The organism is Reyranella sp. (assembly GCF_044224635.1).
In the GTDB taxonomy this organism is placed as follows: domain Bacteria; phylum Pseudomonadota; class Alphaproteobacteria; order Reyranellales; family Reyranellaceae; genus Reyranella.
Genome location: NZ_JBGAKA010000067.1, coordinates 1 through 17,683 on the forward strand (window position 1 = coordinate 1; position 17,683 = coordinate 17,683).

A 17,683-nucleotide genomic window follows, 5' to 3' on the forward strand; every position below is an offset into this window, starting at 1 on the left:
GGCGGCGAAGGCCGAGGGCACCGGCGGCACGACGGCCTTCACCTTCACGGTGACGACGACGGGCGACGCCTCGACGACGCGCAGCGTCGCCTGGGCGGTGACCGGGTCGGGCGCCAGCAAGGCCGATGGCGCCGACTTCGTCGGCGGCATCCTGCCGACGGGGACGCTTACCTTCGCCGCCGGCGAGACCAGCAAGGTGCTGACCATCACCGTCAACAGCGACGCCACGGTGGAATTGGACGAAGGCTTCCTGGTCAGCCTGTCGAACCCGTCCTCCAGCCTGAAGATCGGGACGGGATCGGCGAGCGGCACGATCCAGAACGACGACAGCCTTCCCGTCACGGTGACGGCGCACGACGACGCCTACGTTGTGCTGAAGGGCCAGTCGCTGACGATCGCCGCGGCGAGCGGCGTGCTGTTCAACGACCAGAGCGCGTCGAGTGCGTCGCTGCTCGCCAACGCCAGCCACGGCACTGTGCAGCTCGCCGGCACCGGCGGCTTCGGCTACACGCCCACGCCCGGCTTCACCGGCGTCGACTCGTTCACCTACCACGCCGTGCCCGGCGGCAATGGCGTCGACGGCAAGGCGGTGCTCTACGTCGTGCCGGTCAACACCGGCGGCGCGTCGACGACCCTCGACCTGCTGGGACTCACCGCGGCGGAGCAGATCGCGGCGACCTACACGGCGTTCTTCGGCCGTGCCGCCGATGCCGGCGGGCACGGCTTCTGGGTCGGCGAGTTCATCCAGCACCTGCCGACGCAGGGCGCGGCGGCGCTGTTCGCCAACATCGCCAGCTCGTTCGGCATCAGCGCCGAGGCCAAGGCGCTCTACCCGTTCCTGGCAAGTCCCTTCACGGCGACCGACGCCCAGATCAGCGCCTTCCTCGACTCGGTCTACAACAACCTGTTCAACCGCTCGTCTGACGCCGGCGGGCTGGCCTACTGGACGGGCGAGATCAAGGCGACGCTGCAGGCCGGCCAGTTCGTGGGCTCGGTGCTGGTCAACATCATGAGCGGGGCGCAGGACACGACGGCGGGCAAGGACATCACCACCCTGATGGGCAAGGTGGCGGTGAGCCTGGAGTACGTGCACGAGCAGCAGGAGCACGGCACGGTGTGGGCGGGTGCGAGCGACGTCGCCGCGGCGACGAACCTGCTGCGCACCGTGACCAGCGATGCGGCGAGCGTGCTGATCGGCGTCAAGAACGCGGAGGTATTGATCGCGAACCACGCGTGAGCGCCTGGAGCAGCTACAGGGTGAGATCTTCTTGGATTGAAGTAACCCTCGAACGCGACCAGACCCTCATGCTGGGCGCGCCCCGCTGCGCCTTTCGCCGCAGGTTTGCGCCGCGTTGGCCCGTCGTTAGGACCGCGCCATTCATAGGCACTGACTTTGCCGAAAGAGCGCGTCATGCGCTGGGACCGCGCCACTCCAGTGGCGCACCATTCCTTCGAGCAGACGAAGGGGCGCCACTGGAGTGGCGCGGTCCCAGCGGATGAGTCAGCGCAACGCCTTCCGCATGTTGATCGAGGTCGGCTGGTCGAAGCCTTCGTGGGCCTCGCGCGAATACTCGACGTAGCCCAGCGATGTGAAGAAGCGCTGGTTGTCGGTGAGCACGATGCGCACGCCCAGCCTTACGCCGTCGAGGTCGCGGCGACGTGCCTCGTCCTCGACGGCTTCGACGAGACGCCGGGCGATGCCGTGACCGCGCTCGGAAGGAAGCACCGCGAGGCGGCCGAAATAGAGGTCGCCTTCCATCAGCTTGACCATGACGCAGCCCACGACGGAGCCGTTTTGCTCCGCGACGATGGCGCCGCTGTCGCGCGTCAGCTCGGTGGCGATCGCGTCGGCGGTCTCGCGGAAGGCGCCCGACTCGGGCTGCAGCTTGCCGCGATACTGCTCGAATGCGGCAGCGATGGTGCGGGCGAGCGACGCGGCATCGGCGGCGGTCGCGGCGCGCAGGACAAGATGGTCGCTCATGGGATCAAATCCGCGTAGGCTTCACGCAAAGTCGAGGAACGCCCCTATGGGATATCAGACGATCCAGGTTCGCAAGCTCACCCCCGTCATCGGCGCGGAGATCGCCGGAGTCGACCTGTCGCAGCCGCTCGGCAACCAGGCCTTCCAGGAGATCCACGACGCCCTGATGGAGAACCTGGTGATCTTCTTCCATGACCAGGAGCTGACGCACGATCAGCACAAGGCGTTCGGCCGCCTGTTCGGCGAGCTGCACCTGCACCCGACCTCGACGCGCAAGGACTGGGACCATCCCGAGATCCTGATCATCAAGGCGGACGAGAATTCCAAGCATGTCGCCGGCGAGGAATGGCACTCCGACGTGAGCTGCGATCCCGAGCCGCCGATGGGCAGCATCCTCTATATGAAGGAGCTGCCGCCCGACGGCGGCGGCAACACGCTGTTCGCCAACATGTATCGCGCCTGGGACACGCTCTCGCCGGCGATCCAGCGCCTGTGCGAGGGCCTGACGGCGGTCCATGACGGCGCCCAGGTCTATGGCGGCCGTTTCGGCCAGACGCCCAAGGAGGGCGGCTTCCCGCGCAACGAGCATCCGGTGGTGCGCACCCATCCGGTGACCGGCCGCAAGGCGCTCTACGTCAATCGCAACTTCACCACGCGCATCGCCGGACTGAAGAAGCACGAAAGCGACGCGCTGCTGGAGATGCTCTACCGCCACAGCGAGACACCGGAGTTCCAGTGCCGCTTCGCCTGGCGGCCCAACTCGATCGCCTTCTGGGACAATCGTGCTGCCATGCATCACGCGATGTGGGACTACTTCCCGCACCGCCGGCTGGGCTATCGCGTCACCGTCAAGGGCGACAAGCCGTTCCTTCGGGCCTGAGGACCATCATGGCGCTCATCACCTATCTCACCCGCATCCAGTTCGATTTCGGGGCGCTGAAGCTCCTCGAGGCGGAGCTGAATCTGCTCGGCCTGCGCCGGCCGCTGGTCGTCACCGACAGGGGCGTCATCGCCGCCGGCCTGTGGGCCAAGGTGAAGGAGCATCTGCCCGGCAACATGCCGGTCACCGTCTATGACGGCACGCCGGAGAACCCGACCGAAGCGGCGATGCGCGATGCGCTGGCGATCTACAGGGCGGAGGGCTGCGACGGCATCGTCGCCATCGGCGGCGGCTCGCCGATGGATCTCGCCAAGGCGGTCGGCCTGATGGCGACCCATCCCGGCACCTCGCTGCAACACTACTCGTTCGTCGAGGGCGGCGCGCCGCGCATCACCGACAAGGTGGCGCCGATCGTCGCCATTCCGACCACCTCGGGCACCGGCAGCGAGGTGAGCCGCGGTGGCGTCATCATCATGGATTCGGGCCGCAAGCTCGCCATCGGCAGCCCGCACCTGATCCCAAAGCTGGCGCTGGTCGATCCCGAGCTGACGATAGGCCTGCCGCCGCATCTCACCGCCGGCACCGGCATGGACGCCTTCACGCACAACATCGAATGCTTCCTGTCGAATGCCTTCAACCCGCCGGCCGATTCGATCGCGCTCGACGGGCTGGAGAAGGCGTGGACGCATGTCGAGCGCGCGACCCGCGACGGTTCCGACCGCGAGGCGCGCTACAACATGGCGATGGCCGCCATGGAAGGCGCCATGGTGTTCCAGAAGGGCCTGGGTGCGGTCCATGCCCTCAGCCATCCGACCGGCGGCCTCAAGGGCTATCGCCTGCATCACGGCACGCTGAATGCGGTCTTCCTGCCGGCGGTGCTGCGCTTCAACGCGCCCGCCGTCGGCGACAAGTACCGTCGCGTGGCGCGCGTGATGGACCTGCCCGACAGCGCGGCCAACGCCGACGGTGTCGCCGACGCGGTGCAGGCGCTGAACGAGCGGCTCGGCATTCCCAAGGGCCTGGGCGCGATGGGGCTGGCGCAGGACACGGTCGAGAAGATTGCCGACGGCGCGCTCGGCGATCACTGCCACCAATCGACGCCGCGCCAGCCGACCAGGGCGCAGTATGTCGAGCTGATCGAGCAGAGCTGGGGCTGAGATTTGCCTCCCCAGCGAAGCTGGGGAGGTGCCCCGTCATACGGGGCGTAGGGGTCATGAGCCTCAGTGGTGGTGCTCATGACCCCTCCGTCGCCGTAGGACGGCGACACCTCCCCAGCGAAGCTGGGGAGAGAATAAAGAGAGGGGTCTCGAATGAAAGTGCAGGGCAAGGTCTGCGTCGTCACGGGCGCGGCGGGTGGTATCGGCGAGGCGATCGCGCGGCGCTATGCCAGGGAGGGCGCCAAGGGCGTCGTCGTCGCCGATCGCGATGCCGGGCGCCTCGAGGCGGTCGCCAGGGACATCAAGGGCGTGGCGGTGGCCTGCGATGTCGGTCGCGAGGCCGACGTCAAGAAGCTGGTCGCCGAGGCCGAACGTCATTATGGCCCTGTCGACGTCTTCTTCTCCAATGCCGGCATCGGCCGCGGTGGCCACGAGGATGCCTCCGACCAGGATTGGGCGGACAGCTGGGCGATCCATGTCATGGCGCATGTCTATGCGGCACGCGCCCTGGTGCCGGGCATGCTGGCGCGCAAGTCGGGCTATCTGCTGAACACCGCCAGCGCCGCCGGCCTGCTCGCCTCGATGGGCTCGGCGCCCTACGGCGTCACCAAGCACGCCGCGGTGGCGCTGGCCGAGCATCTGTCGATCCAGTATGGCGACAAGGGCATCTGTGTCTCGGTGCTTTGCCCGCAGGCGGTCGACACCAACATGCTGCGCATGGCAGGCGCGGGGGCGGCCTCGGTCGACGGCGTGCTGCACACCGATGCGGTGGCGCAGACCGTGATCGAGGTCATGGAGGCCGAGACCTTCCTGATCCTGCCGCATCCCGAGGTGAGGCAGTACATGACCCGCAAGACCGGCGACTACGACCGCTGGCTGCGCGGCATGCGCCGCCTGCGCGACAAGAGCGGCGAGGGGCAGGCCCGGCGTGCATGAGCAGGACGGTCGACCTCTGGATCGATCTGCGCAGTCCGTATTCCTTCCTCGCCAAGGATCCGGCTTTTGCGCTGGAGAAGGAACTCGGCGTGACGCTGCGCCTGCGGCCGTCGTCGCTCGATATCCCCCAGCGGAGCTGGGGAGGATGAAGACATTGACGAACCAACCGTGATCGACGAAGGTCGCGCCGTCATGATGCTTGGGCAGAAACTTCGACTTACGCGCTGATCCCTCGCCTCCGCCGGCCGGAGGCCAGCGGATCGCTGTCGCCGTTCGTCCTTCCCGCCCAGCAGTAGCGTCATGATTTCCCAGATTGCTTCGTTGTTCGCCGGCGTGGGGTTCGCCACCGCCATCGGCGTCACCCTGGTCGCCGGCCTGATGCGCGGCTTCGCCGGTTTCGGATCGGCGATGCTGATGGCGCCGATCTTCGCCATCCTGTTCGGCTCAGCCGACATGGTCGTGACCGTCGTCGCCATCGAGCTCGTGGTGTCGCTGCAGCTCTTCCCACAGGTCCGCCGCCATGCCGACTGGCACATCCTCACGCCGATGAGCATCGCCGCCTGCGCCGCCATGCCGCTCGGCGTGTGGCTGCTCGCGTCGGTCGACAAGAACACCATCGTGACGGCGGTGTCGGCCGTGATCGTGGCCTTCGTCGTGCTGATGTGGAGCGGTTGGAAATACACCGGCCGGCGCTCGACGGCGGCCACGGTGACGGTCGGCGCGTTCTCCGGCGCGATGATGGCGACCACCAGCGTCGGCGGCCCGCCGGTGCTGCTCTACCTGCTGTCGGGCAGCGATCCGCCGCACGTCAACCGCGCCAACATCGTCACCTATTATTTCCTCACCCAGTTCCTGCTGATCGTGATCGTGCTGGCGACCGGCGTGGCCGGCTGGGAAGCGCTGGCCCGCGCCGTCGTGCTGTTCCCGGTCATGGTGGTGGGTGCCTGGATCGGCGGCCGGCTGTTTCACGGCCTCGCCAGCGAACGGCTCTACCGCAACGTGGCGCTCGCCATCCTGTTCGCGACCGGCCTGTTCGGCCTGACGCGTCACTGGCTGTTTGGGTAAGTCTTCATCCTCCCCAACGTCGTTGGGGAGGACTTCGATCACGCCGCCTGCTTGGCTTCCGCCGCGTCCTGCATGATGGTGACGCGCCAGTGGATGCGCTTCTCCTCGATCGGGTAGCCGCCGGTCGCGGAGTGCAGCGCGCAGCGGTTGTCCCAGATCACGATGTCGCCGACCTGCCACTTGTGGCGGTACTGCGCCCGGGTCTCGACCATGTGGCCGGTGAGCTCGGCGATCAGCGCCTCGCTGTCGGCGTCGCTCACGCCCTGGATGCGCACGATGTGATAGGGATTGGCATAGAGCGAGGTGCGGCCGGTCTCCTCGTGCACGCGCACGATCGGATGCACCGCCGGCGGCCGGTTGCGGTCCTCGGGGTCGAGCAGGTCGTTGCCGCGCCGGCCGCGTCCGCCATAGACGTGCTCTGCCTTGAGCCCGGCGATGCGCTTCTTCAGGCTCTCGGGCAGCGTCTCGTAGGCCTCGTACATGCTGGCGAACAGTGTGTCGCCGCCATAGGACGGGATGGCGATGGCATAGAGCTGCGTCGCCTTGCAGATTTCGCTGTCCCACGGCGAATCGGTGTGCCAGCCGCCGCCGCGATCGTAGATCGTCTTGTCGACCTGGCCGTCGGGCTTGCGCGTGCCGACGCCCATCACGGTGAGCTCGGGGAACTCGGCGTGCCGCGTGCGCTTGACGCGATGCGGCTTCAAACGGCCGAAGCGGCGCGAGTAGGCAAGGAATTCCTCGATGGTGAGGGTCTGGCCGCGCACGACGAGGACGATGCCGTCGAGCCAGGCGCGGTAGAGCGTGTTCCAGTCCGACTCCGACAGGGTGCGCACGTCGAGGTCGGTCGCGATCGCGCCGATGCGCGGATCGGGAAGGTCGATTTTCATGCGGCGAGCTTACGCCTGCTGCGCTAGGGGTAAAGCAATACGAGGAGGAAACATGCGCCGCATAGCGGTCCTTCTTTTCGCAATGCTGTCGGCTTGGCCGGCGTTTGCCCAGGAGGTCTATCCCAGCCGCGCGATCACCCTGATCACGCCCTACGCGCCGGGCGGCGGCAGCGATTTCCTGACGCGCACGCTCGCCGAGGCCCTGAAGACGCGGCTCAACCAGACGGTGGTGGTGCAGAACGTCGCCGGCGCCGGCGGCGCGGTGGGCTCGATGCAGGCGGCCAAGGCCAAGCCTGACGGCTATACGCTGCTGCTGAACCACATCGGCATGTCGACCATCCCGCTGCTCTACAAGAAGCTGAATTTCGATCCCCTGGCGTCCTACGAGCTCATCGGCCTGTTCGCCGAGGCGCCGATGGTGATCCTGGCACGCAAGGATTTCGCGCCCAAGGACTTCGGCGAGCTGGTGGCCTACGCCAAGGCCAACCGGGAGAAGCTCACCATGGCTTCGTCGGGGATGGGCAGCGCCACCCATCTCTGCGCCATGCTGTTCCAGGAGGCGCTGGGGGTTCCCCTCACCATGGTGCAGTACAAGGGCGGCGCGCCGGCCATGGTCGACGTGCGGGCCGGCCAGGTCGACCTGCTGTGCGACCTGCCGACCACCACCTCGGGCCAGATCCGCAGCGGCGACGTCCGCGCCTACGTGCTGACCGCTACCAAGCGGATGACTTCGCTGCCCGACGTGCCGACCGCCGCCGAGGTCGGCATGCCCGGCCTGAACGTCGGCGCATGGTACGGTTTTTATGCCCCGGCGGGAACGCCCACGCCGATCATCGACGTGCTGAACGCGGCGCTGCGCGACATCGTGCAGGACCGCACGGTTTCCCAACAGCTCGAGAAGATCGAGACCTGGCTGCTGCCACTCGACCAGGCGACGCCCGAGGCCCATCGCCGGAAGCTCTCCTCCCAGATCGAGCTGTGGCGGCCGATCATCGAGAAGGCCGGCATCCAGGCAGAATAGAAAACGTCACGCCGGCGCGGTATCCTGCGGCGGGCGCCGCAGGGGCGGCCGATGGGGAGCATCTGCATGCGTAAGGTTGTTTTGGCTGTCGTCTCGTGTGTCATGGCCGGCGGGCTGGCGACGGCGGCCTGGGCCGACGACTTCATGAACGAATGCCTGGTCACCGGCAGCCAGCGGATGTGCGACTGCATGTCCTCGAAGATCCCGGCCGACAAGCGCGTCGCCGCCGTCCAGGGCATGAAGAAGTCCAATGCCGCGACGCAGCCCGGCGGCAACCTGCTCGATCCCGCCACCCTGAGCCAGGAGCAGATGCAGGGCCTCGACGCCGTGGTGATCGCCCAGGCGTCCTGCATGTGACGCCCTGATCTACCAGGGGACTGACACATCTCGAATCCCTCCCCCGTAAGACGGGGGAGGATTGAATATGCGTTCGGTTGCCTCTCCTTGGCAGCTGTCATACGCTCCGCTTAACAGGGATGAACAAGTAACGGTCATTCGCGCGTACGCGTACTCAAATCAACGGCCTGTCCTCGCGTCGCGGGTACGGGAAAAGAACCGCGACGAGAGTGACGACAAGATGGGCGAGACGGTCCTCGAGCTCGAAGACCTGACCGTGCGCTTCCGCCTGCGGCGGGGCGATCTCACGGCGGTTGACGGCGTTTCCTTTTCAATCGGCCGCGGCGAGACCTTCGGCCTGGTGGGCGAATCGGGTTCCGGCAAATCGGTGACCGCACGGGCGGTCATGCGGCTGGTGCCGACGCCGCCGGGCGAGATCCCGCGCGGCCGCATCCTGTTCGACGGCGCCGATATCCTGAAGAAGAGCGATGCCGAGATGCGTGCCCTGCGCGGCCGCAGCATCGCCATGGTGTTCCAGGAGCCGATGAGCGCGCTCAACCCGGTGTTCACCGTGTGCGACCAGATCTCCGATGCGCTGCGCACCAACCTCGGCCTTTCCAGGCAGGAGGCGCGCGAGCGCGTCGTCGAGCTCCTGTCGCTGGTCGGCATTCCCTCGCCGCAGCGCCGGCTCGACAGCTTCGTCCACGAGTTCTCCGGCGGCATGCGCCAGCGCGTGATGCTGGCGATGGCGCTCTCCTGCAACCCCGGCTTCCTGATCGCCGACGAGCCGACGACGGCGCTCGACGTCACCATCCAGGCGACCATCCTCGAGCTGATCACCAGCATGATCGAGCGGTTCGGCATGTCGCTGCTGTTCATCACTCACAATCTCGGCGTGGTCGCCCATTCCTGCGACCGGGTCGGCGTGATGTACGCCTCGCACATGGTCGAGCTCGCCGCGACGGGCGAAATCTTCGCGCGGCCGCAGCATCCTTATACGGTCGGGTTGCTGAACTCGATCCCGCGTCTCGACGTGCAGTCGAGCTACCTGACGCCGATCGCAGGCTCGGTGTGCAACATGATGGAACCGCCGACAGGCTGCAAATTCCACCCGCGCTGCGCGCATGCCATGGACATCTGCCGCAGCGAGGTGCCGCGCCTCAAGGAAGTGGCGCCAGGCCACCTGGCGGCCTGTCATCTGCATGATCGCGGAGGTCTGTGAATGTCCGTCGAGGCGACCACCGCCAACCGGCTGCTCGAGGTCAAGAACCTCACCAAGCACTTCGTCCTGCACGGCGACATCTATTCCAGGCTGGCCGGCGAGAAGACCCAGGTCCTGAAGGCGGTCGACGGCATCGATTTCCACGTCGACCGCGGCGAGACGCTGGGCCTGGTCGGCGAAAGCGGCTGCGGCAAGTCGACGACGGCGCGCCTGGTGACCCGGCTGATCGAGCCGACGGCCGGCGCGGTACGGCTGAAGGGCGAGGATCTGCTGGCCTACACGGCATCGCAGCTCAAGGCGGTGCGCAAGGAGGTCCAGCTGGTCTTCCAGGATCCCTACAGCTCGCTCAATCCGCGCAAGACGATCATGCACATCCTGAGCCGGCCGATGGAGATCCACGGGCTGGCGCGCACCTGGGCCGACAAGCGCCATCGCGTGCTCGACCTGCTGCACCGGGTCGGCCTGGGAGCCGAGCACATCGACCGCTACCCGCACGAATTCTCGGGCGGCCAGCGCCAGCGCATCGCCATCGCCCGCGCGCTGTCAGTCGACCCCGAGCTGGTGATCGGCGACGAGCCGGTATCGGCGCTCGACGTGTCGATCCAGGCGCAAATCCTCAACCTGTTCCGCGAGCTGCAGAAGGAGCTGGGGCTCACCTACCTGTTCATCGCCCACGATCTCAGCGTGATCCGCCATATCAGCGATCGCGTCGCCGTGATGTATGTCGGCAAGATCGTCGAGACCGGCCCGGCGCAGGCGCTGTTCGACGAGCCGCTGCATCCCTACACAAAGGCGCTGCTCGCCGCGGTGCCCGAGGCCGATCCCGCCAAGCCGGCGCCGCGCCTCACGTTGAAGGGCGAGGTCTCGACCCCGATCGACCCGCCACCGGGCTGCCGCCTGTGCGGCCGCTGCCCGCGCGAGATCAAGATTTGCTCCGAGGTCTCGCCGCCGCTCGCCGACGTCGGCGGCGGCCGCCAGGTGGCCTGCCACAATCTCTGATATCATCCACCGGAAGCGGCGCTGCATTCATTCTCCTCCCCGGCTTCGCCGGGGAGGAGAATGAACCGAGCGTTGTTCTCAGCCCATGAATGAGCTCTGAGTGATGCGGCGTAGGGAACTGTTTCTGGGGGCCATCTCGACCGTCATCGCCGCCATCCCGGCGCGCGCCGAGCCGCTTTCCGATGCCGACGTCCTGGCGATCCTGAAGGATCGGATCGACGACGCGCGCCAGGGCGTGGGCCTGGTCGCCTGCTGGTTCGATTCAGGCCGTCATCGAATTGCTGCGTATGGCCAACCCGGGTACCCGAAAGATCGCGCCCTCGACGGCGACACTGTCTTCGAGATCGGCTCGATCACCAAGGTCTTCACCGCGCTGCTGCTCACGGAAATGGTGACGCGTGGGGAAGTCGCGCTGGATGACCCGGTGGCAAAGTACCTGCCTGCCAGCGTGACGGTGCCGTCGCGCAACGGCCGGCAGATCACGTTGCTCGACCTTGCGACCTACACATCCGGCCTGCCGCGGATGCCCGACAACATGTTGCTGGAAGGCGTCAGTCCCTTCGCCACCTACACGACCGACCGGCTCTACGCCTTCCTGTCGACCCATGCGCTGCGCTTCGAGCCTGGCACACGCTACGAGTATTCCAATCTCGGGTTCGGCTTGCTGGGCGACGTGCTCGCGCTCCGCGCCGGCGTCAGCTACGAGGATCTCCTGGTTGCCCGCGTCTGCACGCCCCTGGGATTGAACGACACGCGGATCACGCTCACCGACTCGATGCGCCAGCGTCTGGCGCTGGGCCATGCCAGCACTCTCTCGCCGGCGGCGAACTGGGATTTCCCGACGCTGGCCGGCACGGGCGCCCTGCGTTCGACGGCCAACGACATGATGAAGTTCGTGAGGGCGACATGCTTCGCCGAGGCGGGCGCGCCGCTCGGTCCGGCGATCGAGCTGTTGCTGAAGACCCGTCGTCCGACCAACGCTGCCGACACGAAAGTCGGCCTTGGCTGGTTCCTGCTGACCGGAAACGACGACGTCGTCGTCTCGAAAGACGGCATGACCGGCGGTTATGCGGCTTTTGCCGGGTACTCGACGCGGCTGAAGTGCGGCGCCGTGGTCCTGTCGAATGCAGCGAATTCGATGAACGACATCGGCCTGCATCTCGCCAATCCCGCCTTCGGCATTGCGCAATACCCTCCCGTGGTCGACGTCGACCCCACGGTGCTGGCGAGCTACGAGGGCGTCTACCGGTTGGCGCCGAAATTCACGCTGACCATTCGTGCGAGTGCCGGCCGGCTGTTCGTGCGCGGTACCGGCCAGCCGGAGTTCGAGCTGTTTCCCGAGAGCGACAACCGGTTCTTCATGCGCGTCGTCGACGCCCAGGGCACCTTCCTGCGCAACAAGGACGGCGCGGTCGATCGCCTGCTCTGGCACCAGGGCGGCAGATATCGCTATTGCCCGCGCGAGCCCTGAGGGAGGCAAGAGATCATGCGCCGGGAGCGCGCACTCAAGGCGGAGTAACCTCCGCAGACGTGGCGTTCATGCTCTTCATACGACGGGGAAGCTCGAGTTTTTCTGTCGTCCCGAGCATGGCGAAGGACCTCATCGCCGCCCGCCCCGAGAGTGCTTTGGACTTTCCGGCGATGAGATCCTTCGCTGCGCTCAGGATGACAAGAGAAACGCGCGTCGGCGAAGGGCCCCTCTACCGCTCCGCCAGCCGCGGATCGAGGATGTCGCGCAGGCCGTCGCCGAACAGGTTGAAGGCCAGCACCGTGTAGCAGATGGCGAGGCCGGGAAAGGCGGCGATCAGCGGCGCGGTCTCCATGTAGTCGCGGGCAGCGGCGAGGTCGGAGCCCCAGTCGGGCGTGGGCGGCGGCGTGCCGAGGCCGAGGAACGAGAGCGCCGCCACGATCAGGATCACGTAGCCCAGGCGCACCGTGGCGTTGACGATCAGCGGCGAGACGATGTTGGGCAGGATCTGCCGCAACGCAATGGCGAGGCTGCCGTCGCCGACGGCGCGCGAGGCCTCGACATACTCCTTCTGCTTCTCGGCCAGCACCGAGGCGCGCGACAGGCGCGCGACCTCCGGCATGAAGGCGAAGCCCAGGGCGAAGACCAGGACGAGGTCGTTGGCGATGCCCTCGAGCTTCCATTCCCGCGCCAGGGTGACGATCAGCAGGTAGAACAGCAATCCTGGCATCGCCAGGAGCCCGTCTATGAAGCGCATCGCGACGGTGTCGACCTTGCCGCCGAAATAGCCCGACAGCACGCCGTAGGGGATGCCGAGGCAGAGCCCGAAGGTAACCGCGAGCAGGGCGATGGTGACGAGGCGCCTGCCGCCCCACATCAGCCGCGAGTAGATGTCGCGGCCCATGCGGTCGGTGCCGAGCAGGTGCTTCTCGCTGGGCGGCTGCAGCCGCTCTCGGTAGTTCTGCTTGATCGGGCTCTGGGTCGCGAGCCACGGCGTGGCGATGCAGGCGCCGAACAGCAGCGCCAGCATCACCGCGCCGATCGAGGCGGTGCGGCTCTTGCGCAGCTCGTGCCAGGCGTTGCCGAGCCAGGCCATCAGGCGCGAGCCGCGCTCGGCGAGCGACGGCTGGCGGACCTCGTCGAGCTCGGCAAGTCGGCGGGCTTCGATTTGGGTCATGGTCGCCGCCTAGCCGAGCTTCACGCGTGGATTGAGCAGCCGGTAGGTCAGGTCGACCAGCAGGTTCATGACCACCACGATCACGCCCAGCACCAGCACGCCGGCCTGCACCAGCGGGTAGTCGCGCTGCTGGATGGCCTCGAAGATGGCCCGGCCGACGCCTGGCCAGGCGAAGATCGATTCGAGCACCACCGTGCCGCCCAGCAGGTTGATGAGCTGCAGGCCGCTGATGGTGATGGTCGGGATCATGGCGTTGCGCAGGGTGTACTTGAAGATCACCTTGCGCTCGCTCAAGCCCAGCGAGCGCGCCGTGTCGACATACTCCTTGTTCATCTCGTCGAGCATGCTGGAGCGCGTCAGCCGGGTGGTGTAGGCGGCCTGGCGGAAGCCCACCGCCGCTGCCGGCAGGATCAGGAACTTGAGGCTCGCCCACGGATCCTCGAACGGATTGGCGAAGCCCGAGGAGGGCAGCCAGCCGAGATAGAGCGAGAAGAACAGCACGCACAGGATGGCGAACCAGAATTCCGGGATCGAGATGCCGATCAGCGACGTCACCTGCGCGGTGTAGTCGATCGCCGTGTTGCGCCGCACGGCGGCGATCGTGCCGAGCGGAATGGCGATCAGCATCGACAGCGAGATGCCGACCAGCGCGAGGTAGACGGTGGCCGGAATGCCCGACATCAGCTCCACCGTGACCGGCCGCCGCGTCACCAGGGAATTGCCGAAATCGCCCTGCAGGGCGCGCCCCAGCCATTTGACGTAGCGGACATAGACCGGCTGATCGAGCCCGTACTCCTTCTCCAGGATCTTGCGGACTTCCGGATCGTTGTTGCCCTCGTTGCCGACCAGCGTGTCGATGATGTTGCCGGGCAGCATCTCGACGAAGGCGAACACCACGACCGTCAGCACGAACAGCACCGGCACCAGGTAGGCGATGCGGCGGATGATGTAGGCCAGCATGGTCAGGCCTCCGCGCCCGGACGCATATCAATTTCCTCCCCCGTAATCGGGGGAGGTGCCCCGTTATACGGGGCGGAGGGGGGGAGCCGCAGACGAGATCGTTCTGATTCCGACGTCGGAACTGGAGGCGCCTCGACGGAGGCCTTCCCCCTCCGGCCCTTCGGGCCACCTCCCCCGATTACGGGGGAGGGATACAATGCGCCCATCAGCCGTCGACCCAGGCGGTGCGCATGCCGCCGCCGAAGTACTGGAAGGGGCCGGTGAAGGCGGGCTTGTAGCCGCGGATCTTCTTGTTGCCGGCCTGCAGGATCGAGACGAAGTGGGTGTAGAGGATCGGCAGATCCTGGTTCACGATCGAATCGACGTCGGCATACATCTGCCGGCGCTTGGCCTTGTCGCGCTCGATCTTGGCGGCAAGGATCAGCTGGTCGACCTTGTCGTTGACGTAGCCGATGCGCCGCTTGGTTTCCGGGGCGGTCGACAGGACGTTGCGCGAGTACCAGCCGTCGGGATCGATGCGGTAGCTGTTGGCCGTTGAATCGATGTCGAACGCGGCCTTGTTGTACTTGTCCTGGATCACCGGCGTCGGATGGATCTCGAACACCACGTTGAAGCCGGCATCCTTCAGCATGGCATGCACGAGCTCGCCCGACTGCTGCATGTAGGGGAAGGAATCGTTGGCGATGATCAGGAGCCTGGCGTCGCCGTCCTTGGCCTTCTTGCGCATCGCCTTGGCCTTGTCGGGGTCGAAAGCCGGCCACGGCTTGATGTCGGCGCCGTACCACGGGCTCGACTTGCTGTAGAAGCCCTTGGCGATCTCGCCCTGCTTGTTGAACACCGCCTCGTGGATGCCTTCGTGATCGATCGCGTGCGCGGCCGCGGTGCGCAGCATCCGGGCGTCGGGATTGTCCTTCTCGGAGAACGGCCCGCTGCGCATGTTGAAGGTGACCATGGCGGTGCCGACCTGGGGCACCGGGAAGGTCTCGAACTGCTTGCCGTAATCCTTGATGAAGCTCGGCGCGTCGGCATAGGCGACGTTGTCGATCAGATCGAGCTCGCCGGCGCGCAGCGCGGTCAGCCGCACGCGATCCTCCTTCTTCGGCCGGCCGATCAGGGCGTCGAGGTAGGGCAGCGAGTTGCCCTCCGCGTCGGTCTCCCAGAAATTCTCGAAGCGCACCAGCTCGCAGATGTCGAAGCGCTTCCACGACTTGAACTTGAACGGGCCGCACCCGGCCGGCTCGGAGTCGGCCTTGTCGACGGCGCCCGGCGCGATCAGGTTGACCGGGTAATAGACCATGTTCGAATCGAAGGCGGCACTCGCCTCCTTGAGATGGACCTGGACGATGAACTTGTCGTCGACCGTGACCCGCTCGACGTCGATCAGGGCCGACCGATTGAAGGAGTGACCGATCTTGGGATCGAGAATGCGCTCGATGTTCCATTTCACGGCGGCGGCGTCGATCGTCTCGCCGTTGTGGAACTCCGCCCCGCGGCGCAGCTTGAAGGTCCAGACTTTGAGGTCCTTCGAGGCGTCCCATTCGGTGGCGACCGCCGGCACGATGTCCATCTTGGCATCGAAATCGAGCAATCCGCCGGTCGTCCCGGCCAAGGGCTGCGACACGAAGTAGATGAAGTTGCGATGGGTATCGAGGCCGACCGAATCGTCACGCGTCCCGAAGCGAATCGTGCCGCCCCGCTTGGGGTGCTTCTTGCCTGCCTCGGCGACGCCGGGCAATCCGGTAAGCGCGGCGCCGGCGAGCGCCGTGGAGCCGGTCAGAAAACTACGCCTTGTACTTTCGGTACCCTTCTTGGTCGCTTCGTCGGACATCGGACGTCGCCTCCCTGAACGTTTGTTTTGGGCCGAAAACGCTGGCTATGTGTGGAACGCTTTACTCGATGAGTGCCTCCTCAGGGGACGCTGCCTGCGTCCGCCATCGGCGCCGGTACGAAATGCCCGGCGCGCTCGCGATGCGAACGAGCCTGCCGACATTCGGTGTGCAGGTCAATGGGCGGCGGCAGGGCGCGCGATCACGAGGACGCAAAGCAAGGCCGGCGTGCAGTGCTGCCCGCCGGTGAAGGATTGCGCGTTGGCGGTGGACGTCGTCGACAATGTCGGACGCTGCCGGCTCTACGAAGCTGCTTTGGGGAGCTTCCGGTTGCCGGCCGACTTCGGCACCTGATCCGACAGCGCCGCGACCAGGTCGGCGACGTCGTGGCCGAATTCCGAGACGAGGGTGTCGAACGCGGTCGGCGTGTCCTCGAGCACATCGTGCAGATGTGCCGCGGCAATCATTTCCGGCGTGCCGCCATGCGCCACGACGATCGCGGCAACCTCGTCGGTGTGCACGACGTAGGGCTCGCCGGTGTACTTGCGGGTCTGCTCCGCATGGGCGACGCGCGCGAACGCCCGGGCGCGGTCTACGACCTCTTGCATGGGATCTCTCCTGAACCGCGCTGGCTGGTTGGCTGCGAACGGGTCGGCCGGCGGCGCCAGGAGGGGATTGGCTACCTGCGGCGTCGGCGGCCGGTATCGAGAATGGGGACGCCCGACGCGTGAATACAGAAGATGGCGAACAGGGCCACGACGTTCACCATCGCCACCAGCAGGGCGGGATTGCCGAGCTTGCCGAAAAGGGCAATCGCCACGACGACAAGATCCACGGCCAGGATGACAAGTGCGAGGACGAGGGACTTCGATGTCATGGTCGTCACTCCGACAGGGCGGTCCTGAGGCGCGCCATCTTTCGCGCTGCGGGCACCTCCGTTGCCGGACTCCTAGCGGGGACATGAGGCGCATCGGAGGCGAATCTGTGTTCCTGGACGAGATCCGATGAGGCCTTGGTGAGGCAAGCGGCAAACGACGTCGGGCTCTCGTTGGTCGTTGGGCCAGACGGTTCCCCCGCCAATCGCGTGGAAATCGATACAGTCCGTATCGCCATGAACGGATCGGACCGCATCATCATCGACCCTGCGATCTGGCGGGGAAAACCCGTCATCCGCGGGTCACGGGTGCCCGTGACGACCGTCGTCGGCAGCCTTGCAGGCGGCATGTCGTTCGAAGAGATCCAGCGCGAGTACGATCTCAGTGTTGACGACATCCGCGCTGCGCTGAGATTTGCCAGCGAGCTGGTGGACCAGGGATCGTTCCATCCGTTGCCGGTGGGCTAGTCCTACGTGCGGTTCCTGATCGACGCCAACATGCCGCGGTCGGTCGTTGCGCTTCTGAGGAGCCTCGGACATCACGTCGAATTTGCTCGTGACATCGGGCCGGGTGCGACACTGGATCGGGACATCGCCTTGCGCGCCAAGATAACTGCGCGGCATTGCTGACCAGAGACCTGGATGCCGAAGAAATATCGCTCCGTTCCTGTCGGAATGACGGACGATTCACGCACGAATGACGGTCTTGGGTGAAACTCGCGTGATCGCCGGTGGTTCTTCCTCTCCGGTGATGGCCCCCGACTCTGGGGCTCATCCTCCCTCAACTCCACCCCCTCCGGTTCGCTCCGGAGGGGCTTCTTTGCGATCATTGCCCAAGTCTGCTTGCGATGGAAATTTCACCCGCGGGGCGCTATCGTGGGTTGGGTGTCGTGG

Annotated in this window: 20 protein-coding genes; 13 read left to right on the top strand and 7 right to left on the bottom strand. The window is 66.4% G+C overall.

Translation table 11 applies throughout. The features are described 5' to 3' along the window. Positions 1–1,237 (top strand): DUF4214 domain-containing protein (locus tag ACILR9_RS34725; RefSeq protein WP_395714570.1); only part of this gene is annotated, 1,237 nt, incomplete at its 5' end. A 264-nt stretch (positions 1,238–1,501) separates the two neighbouring features. Here ACILR9_RS34725 and ACILR9_RS34730 read toward each other — a convergent pair. Beyond that, entirely contained in the window at positions 1,502–1,981 is a 480-nt protein-coding gene (locus ACILR9_RS34730; RefSeq protein WP_395714571.1) for a GNAT family N-acetyltransferase, read from the bottom strand. A gap of 46 nt (positions 1,982–2,027) precedes the next feature. Between ACILR9_RS34730 and ACILR9_RS34735 the strand changes: the two genes are divergently transcribed. The 5 genes from ACILR9_RS34735 to ACILR9_RS34755 all read left to right on the top strand — a co-directional run bounded on the left by ACILR9_RS34735 (position 2,028) and on the right by ACILR9_RS34755 (position 6,019). Continuing rightward, entirely contained in the window at positions 2,028–2,861 is an 834-nt protein-coding gene (locus ACILR9_RS34735; RefSeq protein WP_395714572.1) for a TauD/TfdA dioxygenase family protein, read from the top strand. 8 nt (positions 2,862–2,869) lie between these two features. Then, positions 2,870–4,018: an iron-containing alcohol dehydrogenase gene (locus ACILR9_RS34740; protein ID WP_395714573.1), complete on the top strand. Its 1,149-nt coding sequence runs from the start codon at positions 2,870–2,872 to the stop codon at positions 4,016–4,018. A 153-nt stretch (positions 4,019–4,171) separates the two neighbouring features. Continuing rightward, complete coding sequence (locus ACILR9_RS34745; RefSeq protein WP_395714574.1) at positions 4,172–4,954, top strand: SDR family oxidoreductase; 783 nt, start codon at positions 4,172–4,174, stop codon at positions 4,952–4,954. Continuing rightward, on the top strand, positions 4,951–5,103 hold the full coding sequence (locus tag ACILR9_RS34750; RefSeq protein ID WP_395714575.1) for a hypothetical protein: 153 nt from the start codon (positions 4,951–4,953) through the stop codon (positions 5,101–5,103). The genes ACILR9_RS34745 and ACILR9_RS34750 overlap by 4 nt, the downstream gene beginning before the upstream one ends. A gap of 151 nt (positions 5,104–5,254) precedes the next feature. Next, positions 5,255–6,019, top strand: a complete 765-nt coding sequence (locus ACILR9_RS34755) for a TSUP family transporter (RefSeq protein ID WP_395714576.1) — start codon at positions 5,255–5,257, stop codon at positions 6,017–6,019. Between the two features lie 38 nt (positions 6,020–6,057). Here ACILR9_RS34755 and ACILR9_RS34760 read toward each other — a convergent pair whose 3' ends face one another. Next, a complete protein-coding gene (locus tag ACILR9_RS34760) occupies positions 6,058–6,906 on the bottom strand; it encodes a TauD/TfdA dioxygenase family protein (protein WP_395714577.1) in 849 nt (282 codons plus the stop codon). A gap of 52 nt (positions 6,907–6,958) precedes the next feature. On the opposite strand from ACILR9_RS34760, the gene ACILR9_RS34765 reads away from it, so the two are divergent. The 5 genes from ACILR9_RS34765 to ACILR9_RS34785 all read left to right on the top strand — a co-directional run bounded on the left by ACILR9_RS34765 (position 6,959) and on the right by ACILR9_RS34785 (position 11,955). Then, entirely contained in the window at positions 6,959–7,927 is a 969-nt protein-coding gene (locus ACILR9_RS34765) for a tripartite tricarboxylate transporter substrate-binding protein (RefSeq protein WP_395714578.1), read from the top strand. Between the two features lie 66 nt (positions 7,928–7,993). Next, positions 7,994–8,284, top strand: coding sequence for a hypothetical protein (locus ACILR9_RS34770; RefSeq protein ID WP_395714579.1), 291 nt, complete (start codon positions 7,994–7,996; stop codon positions 8,282–8,284). Between the two features lie 220 nt (positions 8,285–8,504). Next, complete coding sequence (locus ACILR9_RS34775; protein WP_395714580.1) at positions 8,505–9,485, top strand: ABC transporter ATP-binding protein; 981 nt, start codon at positions 8,505–8,507, stop codon at positions 9,483–9,485. Beyond that, a complete protein-coding gene (locus ACILR9_RS34780; protein ID WP_395714581.1) occupies positions 9,486–10,484 on the top strand; it encodes an ABC transporter ATP-binding protein in 999 nt (332 codons plus the stop codon). 103 nt (positions 10,485–10,587) lie between these two features. Then, a complete protein-coding gene (locus tag ACILR9_RS34785) occupies positions 10,588–11,955 on the top strand; it encodes a serine hydrolase (RefSeq protein WP_395714582.1) in 1,368 nt (455 codons plus the stop codon). Positions 11,956–12,184: 229 nt separating this feature from the next. Here the strand turns inward: ACILR9_RS34785 and ACILR9_RS34790 are convergent, their stop codons facing one another. The 5 genes from ACILR9_RS34790 to ACILR9_RS34810 all read right to left on the bottom strand — a co-directional run bounded on the left by ACILR9_RS34790 (position 12,185) and on the right by ACILR9_RS34810 (position 16,792). Next, positions 12,185–13,129 carry an ABC transporter permease gene (locus ACILR9_RS34790; protein WP_395714583.1) on the bottom strand — a complete coding sequence of 315 codons (945 nt, stop codon included), beginning with the start codon at positions 13,127–13,129 and terminating at the stop codon, positions 12,185–12,187. Between the two features lie 9 nt (positions 13,130–13,138). Further along, positions 13,139–14,089, bottom strand: coding sequence for an ABC transporter permease (locus ACILR9_RS34795; RefSeq protein ID WP_395714584.1), 951 nt, complete (start codon positions 14,087–14,089; stop codon positions 13,139–13,141). Between the two features lie 205 nt (positions 14,090–14,294). After that, a complete protein-coding gene (locus tag ACILR9_RS34800; protein WP_395714585.1) occupies positions 14,295–15,917 on the bottom strand; it encodes an ABC transporter substrate-binding protein in 1,623 nt (540 codons plus the stop codon). 300 nt (positions 15,918–16,217) lie between these two features. Continuing rightward, on the bottom strand, positions 16,218–16,523 hold the full coding sequence (locus ACILR9_RS34805) for an HD domain-containing protein (RefSeq protein ID WP_395714586.1): 306 nt from the start codon (positions 16,521–16,523) through the stop codon (positions 16,218–16,220). Positions 16,524–16,594: 71 nt separating this feature from the next. Continuing rightward, positions 16,595–16,792: a hypothetical protein gene (locus ACILR9_RS34810; protein WP_395714587.1), complete on the bottom strand. Its 198-nt coding sequence runs from the start codon at positions 16,790–16,792 to the stop codon at positions 16,595–16,597. A 207-nt stretch (positions 16,793–16,999) separates the two neighbouring features. Here ACILR9_RS34810 and ACILR9_RS34815 point away from each other — a divergent pair, with 207 nt between their 5' ends. Further along, positions 17,000–17,257: a DUF433 domain-containing protein gene (locus tag ACILR9_RS34815; protein WP_395714588.1), complete on the top strand. Its 258-nt coding sequence runs from the start codon at positions 17,000–17,002 to the stop codon at positions 17,255–17,257. A 6-nt stretch (positions 17,258–17,263) separates the two neighbouring features. Next, positions 17,264–17,419 carry a DUF5615 family PIN-like protein gene (locus tag ACILR9_RS34820; protein ID WP_395714589.1) on the top strand — a complete coding sequence of 52 codons (156 nt, stop codon included), beginning with the start codon at positions 17,264–17,266 and terminating at the stop codon, positions 17,417–17,419. Positions 17,420–17,683: the final 264 nt, after the last annotated feature.